Raw genomic sequence first — 6789 nt, 5'->3', positions numbered from 1 at the left:
GACCTGGAGCGGCACTATTACAGCTGGCTCCAGGACACCCCGCTGCCAAACAACCCGGCCGGCGACATCTCGTCGATCGCCTATCGCTCCTATGGGCTGGACGACTACCTGGCCGACACGGCCGGGTGGAACGTCGTCCAGACTGTGCATGTCGAATGCGGCCTGCCGCCCAAGGACCAGCTGTCGGAGACGGACTGGCTGCAGGGCCTCGCCGACACCCGCGGCGTGATCGGTGGGATCGTGGCGGGCGCGAACCTGGACGATTCCGGCGTCGAGCCCCTGCTCGAAGCCCAGGCGGCGCGGGCCAATGTTCGGGGCGTCCGCCAGATCGTCAACTGGCACGCCGACCCGGCCAAGACCTACGGGCCGCGCGACCTGCTGCTGGATCCGCAATGGCGCGCGGGCTACGCCCTGCTGGCCAAGTACGGCCTGTCGTTCGACCTGCAGCTCTATCCCTCGCAGATGGCGACGGCCGCGGCTTTGGCCAGCGCGAACCCGGACGTGCCGGTGATCGTCAACCACGCCGGCATGCCGACCGACCGCGACGACGACGGGCTGAGGGCCTGGCGCGAAGGCCTGGCCCTGCTCGCCGAGCGGCCGAACGTCAGCTGCAAGATCTCGGGCCTGGCCATGATCGACCGGGCCTGGACCGTCGACAGCCTGCGGCCCTTCGTGCTGCAGGTCATCGAGACCTTCGGCCCGGCCCGCTGCATGTTCGCCAGCAACTTCCCGGTCGAGAAGGTCCACGGCTCGTTCGGCGGTTTCTACGAGGCCTATGACACGATCACGGCGGACTTCGGCGAGGCCGAGCGGGGCCTGATGTTCGGCGGAACGGCCAGTCGCCTCTACCGCCTGCCGCCCACCACGACCTGACCCACAAAGATAAGAAACGGGAGGACACGATGAGCAACCACCAGGACCGGCCCCTCGCCTTCCGCATGCAGCTCAAGGCCGGCGTCGCCGCCGAATACGAGCGCCGCCACGACGAGCTGTGGCCCGACCTTGCCGCCGCCCTGCGCAAGGCGGGGATCCACGACTATTCGATCTTTCTCGACGAAGAGACGATGAGCCTGTTCGCCGTGCTGCGCCTCAAGCCCGACAACGCCAAGGACGCCCTCCCTCTGGAGCCGGTGATGAAGCGCTGGTGGGACTACATGGCCGACCTGATGGAGGTCCATCCGGACAACAAACCCGTCGAGTGGCCGCTGAAGCCCGTCTTCTACTTCGAGGGTTGAAGATGAGCCGCGCGCCCTTTGCCGCCCTGAGTCTGGCCACCGCCCTGCTGGCGACCACCGCCCCCGTTCAGTCGGTTGGGGCCGAGCCCGCGCGCTACACGATGACGGCGTTCACCAACGCCAGCCAGTCGAACATGAGTGTCTACGACTCGGCGGACGGCGCACGCTTCGTCCTGAAGAAGCCGCTGGCCTACACCCCGCCCCAGGGGCTTATCCGCGATCCCAGCGTGATCAAGCACACCGACGGTTGCTATTACGTCGCCTACACCACCGGCTGGGCCGGCAACACCATCGGCTTGGCCCGTTCCAAAGACCTGACCGACTGGACCTTCCTGCGCGACGTGACGGTGGAGGTCCCCGGCGCGACGAACAGTTGGGCGCCGGAATGGTTCGTCGACCAGGACGGGTCGGTGAACCTGATCCTGTCGGTCTCGACCACCGGCCAGCAAGGCAGCTTCCAGCCCTACCGGATCACCGCCGCCGACGCCTCGCTCGCCAACTGGAGCGCGCCCAAGCCCCTGGCGGGCCTGGGCCCCAACTTCATCGACACCTTCGTGGTGCGCGAGGGCGGGCTCTACAACGCCTTCGCCAAGAACGAGACCAGCAAGTTCGTCGAGCTCTACACCGCCCCATCGCTGGACGGGCCGTGGCAGCCGAAGGGTACGGGCGACTGGGCCGGCTGGGGCAAGTTCCTGGAAGGCCCCGCCCTGACCCGCGCCCCGAACGGCGCCTGGCGGATCTATTTCGACGAGTACATGTCCAAGCGGTACTGGTTCAGCGACAGCAAGGACGGCTTCCGCACCTGGACGCCGAAGACCGAGCTGCCAGAACTGTCGGGCACCGTGCGCCACTTCACCGTGCTGAAGGAAGGCGGCGAGACCGCCGTCGCCGCGAAGCCGGCCGAAGCGCACAAGATCACCTGGGACAAGTACTCGCTGAAGGTCGACGGCGACCGCGTCTTCTCGTGGGGCGGCGAGTTCCACCCCTTCCGCGTGCCCAGCCCCGACCTGTGGCGCGACATCCTCCAGAAGATGAAGGCCAGCGGCTACAACACCGTCGCCATATATTTCGACTGGGGCTACCACTCGCCCAAGCAGGGGGTCTACGACTTCAACGGCGTGCGCGACATGGACCGCGTGCTGACCATGGCCAAGGAAGAAGGCCTCTATGTCATCACTCGCGCCGGGCCGTATGTGAACGCCGAGCTGACGCGCGGCGGCTTCCCGGGCTGGATGGTCAACCAGCAGGCCCGGGCCCGCACCGACGCGCCGGAATACATCACGGCCGCCGACGAGTGGCTGACCCAGATCAACGCCGTCATCGCCCGCCACCAGCTGACTACCGGCCAGGGCACGGTGATCGCCCACCAGATCGAGAACGAGCTCGACGTCGTCGGCGCCCCGCAGCAGCGCTACATGAAGTGGCTGGACGACAAGGCCAAGGCCGACGGGATCACTGTCCCGATCTTCCATAACGACAAGGGCCGCAACGGCTACTGGGTGCCCAAGGGCTCCAACGTGCCAGGCACGGTCGACGGGCCCAACGACCTCTACGCCTTCGACGGCTATCCGGGCGGCAGCTGCAAGGTCGACTCCACGCCCTCCAGCCCCGGGGTCGCGCCCGACTGGGGCCTGTACGGTCCCGGCGGCGCCAAGGGCGGCGCCTCGGCCAGCCCCAACACCCCAGGCTTCCTGGCCGAGTTCGGCGGCGGCTGGTTCGACTACTGGGGCAGCAACGGCGACTATGACTGCACCGCCCTCCATCGCGGCGTCGGCTACCAGAGGGTGTTCTACGCGACCAACATCGCCAACGGCCTGACGCTGCAAAGCTTCTACATGACCTATGGCGGAACCTCGTGGGGCTGGCTGCCGGCCCCGGTGGTGTTCACCTCCTACGACTACGGCTCGGCGATCGACGAGGCCCGGGGCCTGCGCGACAAGGCTCGCGTGATCAAGCAGATGGGCGAGTTCATCGCCGCCGTGCCGGACCTCCGCCGCATGGACAAGGGCGAGGCCGTCACCCCGTCCAACGACAAAGTCCGCGTCTATCACAATGTGAATCCGGAGACGGGCGGGCACCTCTATGTGGTGCTGCACAATCCCAGCAGCGCCACGGGCGACGAGGCCTTCACCTTCAAGGTGAAGACCCGCGATGGCGAGTACGTGGTCCCCTCGCGGATCAAGGGCCAGGACAGCAAGATGCTGATGGCCAGCTACGACCTGGGCGGTCAGCGGCTGGTCTATTCGACGTCCGAGATCCAGACGCACCTGAAGTGGAACGACGGCGACCTGGCCCTGCTGTACGGCCGCGCCGGCGAGGCGGGCGAGACAGTGTTGCGCTACGCTTCTGCGCCGAAGATCGACGTGATGGACGGCCAGGTCGCCTCGAGCTTCGACGCCGCCAAGGGCGACCTGAAGCTGACCTATACGCACCAGGGCCTGGCCCGCGTGCGGATCACCGGCGGCGGACGTCCGCCCCTGACCCTGCTGCTGGCAGACGCCGAGACTGGCCAGACCTTCTGGCGTCGCGACACCGTGCTGGTGCGCGGCCCCGGCCTCGTCCGGAGCGACGCGACCAAGGGCGGCGTGCTGTCCCTCATCGGCGACACCGAGACCGACAGACCGCTGGAGGTGTTCGCGCCGAAGGCCGTGACGGCGATCCGCTGGAACGGGGCCAAGGTCGCGGCCAAGACCACCGCCTCGGGCAGCCTGCTGGCCGACAAGCCGCTGGCCGGTCCGGCGGCGGTGAGCGTGCCCGACCTCGCCAAGCTCGACTGGAAGACCGCGCCGGGCACGCCCGAGGCCGATCCGAAGTTCGACGACAGCGCCTGGCTGAAGACCGAGGGCCGCCGCAGCGGTTCGACCGTGCGCGGTCCCACGGGCCAACCGGCGCTCGACATGAGCGCCTACGGCTTCCACCAGGGCGACGTCTGGTATCGCGGCCGCTACACCGGCAAGCCCGACATCGACACCCTGACCCTGCACTACGGCGGCGGCGGCGCAGGGCTCCTGCAGGTCTGGCTGGACGGCCGGTTCCTGGGCCAACACGAGCTGGACGGCGGCCTGCCGCGCCCGATCACCATGGGCGTGGCGACCTTCAAGCTGCCCGAGGACCTGCGCGGAACCGGCGAGCATGTGATCTCGGTGATGGTCCGCAACAACGGCCACAACTGGGACCTGGACGCCGACGACTTCCACAAGGAGGCCCGCGGTCTGGTCTCGGCCTCGCTGTCCAGCCCCACCAGCTACAGCTTCGCCGTGCCGATCGCCTGGAAGATCCAGGGCAATCTGGGCGGCGAGGACATCCCGGATCCGGTGCGCGGCAACGCCAACAACGGGGGCCAGTTCGGCGAGCGGATGGGCTGGCACCTGCCGGGCTTCCCCGACTCCCAGTGGGCCAAGGCCGACATGGCCGCGACCAAGCCCGAGACCGGCACGACCTGGTACCGCACGCGCTTCGACCTGAACCTGCCCAAGGACCAGGACACCACCCTGGGCCTGACGATCGGCGATCCGACCACGCCGCGCTCGCCTGGCCGCTATCGGGTGCTGATCTTCGTCAATGGCTGGAACATGGGCCAGTTCATCGCGAATGTCGGCCCGCAGCGGACCTTCGTCCTGCCGCCGGGCATCATCGACCTGCACGGCAAGAACACCCTGGCCCTGGCCGTGACCAGCGACGGCGCGCCCGGCGACGCCCTGGAGGCGGTGAAGCTGGTGAGCCTACGCAGCGTACGCGGCGGCATCCCCGTCGCCCGCGTTCCAGCCCCGGACTACAAGCCGTGACCGCCCTCACCCGTCGCGAAACCCTGGCCGCCGCCGGCGCCTTGGCCCTAACGGCCGGGAGCGGATCGGCGCGCGCCCAGGCGTCCGGCGACGGGCTGAAGCTGTGGTACGACGCGCCCGCCGACGCCTGGGTCGAGGCCCTCCCCGTCGGCAACGGYCGGCTGGGCGGCATGGTGTTCGGCGGCGTCAGCACCGAACGCATCCAGCTGAACGAGGATACCTTCTTCGCCGGTTCGCCCTACCAGACCGACAATCCCGACGCCCTGGCCGCCCTGCCCGAGGCGCGCCGCCTGATCTTCGCTGGCAAGTACAAAGAGGCCCAGGACCTGGCTGACGCTCGGATGATGGGCAAGCCGCTCAAGCAGATGGCCTACCAGACGCTGGGCGATCTGATCCTGCTGTTCCCCGGCCTGGACAGCCACACCGCCTATCGCCGCGAGCTGGACCTGGACGGCGCGATCGCCACCACCCGGTTCAAGCTGGGCGGGACGACGGTGACCCGCGAGGTGATCGCCTCGCCCGTCGACCAGGTGATCGCCGTGCGCCTGATCGGCGGCAAGATCACCGTCGACCTGTCGCTGACCACGCCGCAGAGCGCCGAGCCCTTCCTTGAGGACGGCGTCATCGGCCTGCGCGGCGTGGGGCCGGCCCAGCAAGGCATCCCCGGCAAGCTGAAGTTCGAGACCCGGCTGAAGGCCATCGTCACCGGCGGCGAGACCACCGCGCGGCCCGGCGGCCTCTACATCGCCGGCGCGACCGAGGTGGTGCTGTTGATCGCCGCCGCCACCGGCTACAAGCGCTTCGACGACATCTCGGGCGATCCGACCGCGATCACCACCGCCCAGATCGCCAAGGCCGCCGCCAAGCCGTGGCCGGTGCTGCTGGCCGACCACCAGACCGAGCATCGCCGACTGTTCCGCCGCGTGTCGCTGGACCTGGGGACCACGCCCGCCGCCGCCCAGCCGACCGACCAGCGCGTCGCCGCCTTCGCGGCCGGCGACGATCCGGCCCTGGCGGCGCTGTACTTCCAGTACGGCCGCTACCTGCTGATCAGCAGCTCGCGTCCCGGAACCCAGCCGGCCAACCTGCAGGGCATCTGGAACGAGAAGACCAATCCGTCCTGGCAGTCCAAGTGGACGATCAACATCAACACCGAGATGAACTACTGGCCGGCCCAGCCGACCAACCTTCTCGAGTGCCTGGAGCCCCTGCTGCGGCTGGTCGAGGACCTGTCGGTGACCGGCGCCCGGACGGCCAGGATCATGTACGGCGCGCGCGGCTGGGTGGCGCACAACAACACCGACCTGTGGCGCAACACGGCCCCGGTCGACGGCGCGGTCTGGGCCTTCTGGCYAATGGGCGGCGCCTGGCTGCTGCAGAACCTGTGGGACGGCTGGGACTACGGCCGCGACCGGGCGTACCTGCAACGCCTGTGGCCCCTGATGAAGGGCGCCGCCGAGTTCTATCTCGACACCCTGGTCAAGGATCCACGCTCCGGCTTCATGGTCACGGCGCCGTCGATGTCGCCCGAGAACGTTCATGGCTTCGGCGCCTCGATGTGCGCCGGTCCGGCCATGGACAGCCAACTTCTGCGCGACCTGTTCGCCCATGTGATCGAGGCGTCGCGCCGCCTCGGCGTCGACGCCGACCTCGCCCGCCAAGTCGCCAAGCTCCGCGCCCAGCTGCCGCCCGACAAGGCCGGCGCCCAGGGCCAGCTGCAGGAGTGGCAGGAGGACTGGGACGCGGGCGCGAAGGACATCCATCACCGC

General features: G+C 68.9%; 4 protein-coding genes. All 4 read left to right on the top strand.

The window, feature by feature from the left end:
• Positions 1-873, top strand: an 873-nt coding sequence (locus AC1DZ6_RS15760) for an amidohydrolase family protein (RefSeq protein WP_477098102.1), incomplete at its 5' end; no start/stop codon positions are given.
• Positions 874-902: 29 nt separating this feature from the next.
• Positions 903-1235: an L-rhamnose mutarotase gene (gene rhaM, locus AC1DZ6_RS15755; RefSeq protein ID WP_477098101.1), complete on the top strand. Its 333-nt coding sequence runs from the start codon at positions 903-905 to the stop codon at positions 1233-1235.
• A gap of 2 nt (positions 1236-1237) precedes the next feature.
• Positions 1238-5020, top strand: coding sequence for a beta-galactosidase (locus AC1DZ6_RS15750; RefSeq protein ID WP_477098100.1), 3783 nt, complete (start codon positions 1238-1240; stop codon positions 5018-5020).
• A partial coding sequence (locus AC1DZ6_RS15745; RefSeq protein WP_477098099.1) for a glycoside hydrolase family 95 protein occupies positions 5017-6789 on the top strand: 1773 nt, incomplete at its 3' end. The genes AC1DZ6_RS15750 and AC1DZ6_RS15745, both read left to right, overlap by 4 nt.

It is taken from the genome of Caulobacter sp. P1_B12_2, from assembly GCF_056406675.1.
Note: the sequence above shows the minus strand (reverse complement) of the source record. Positions and strands in the feature narration are given on the sequence as shown.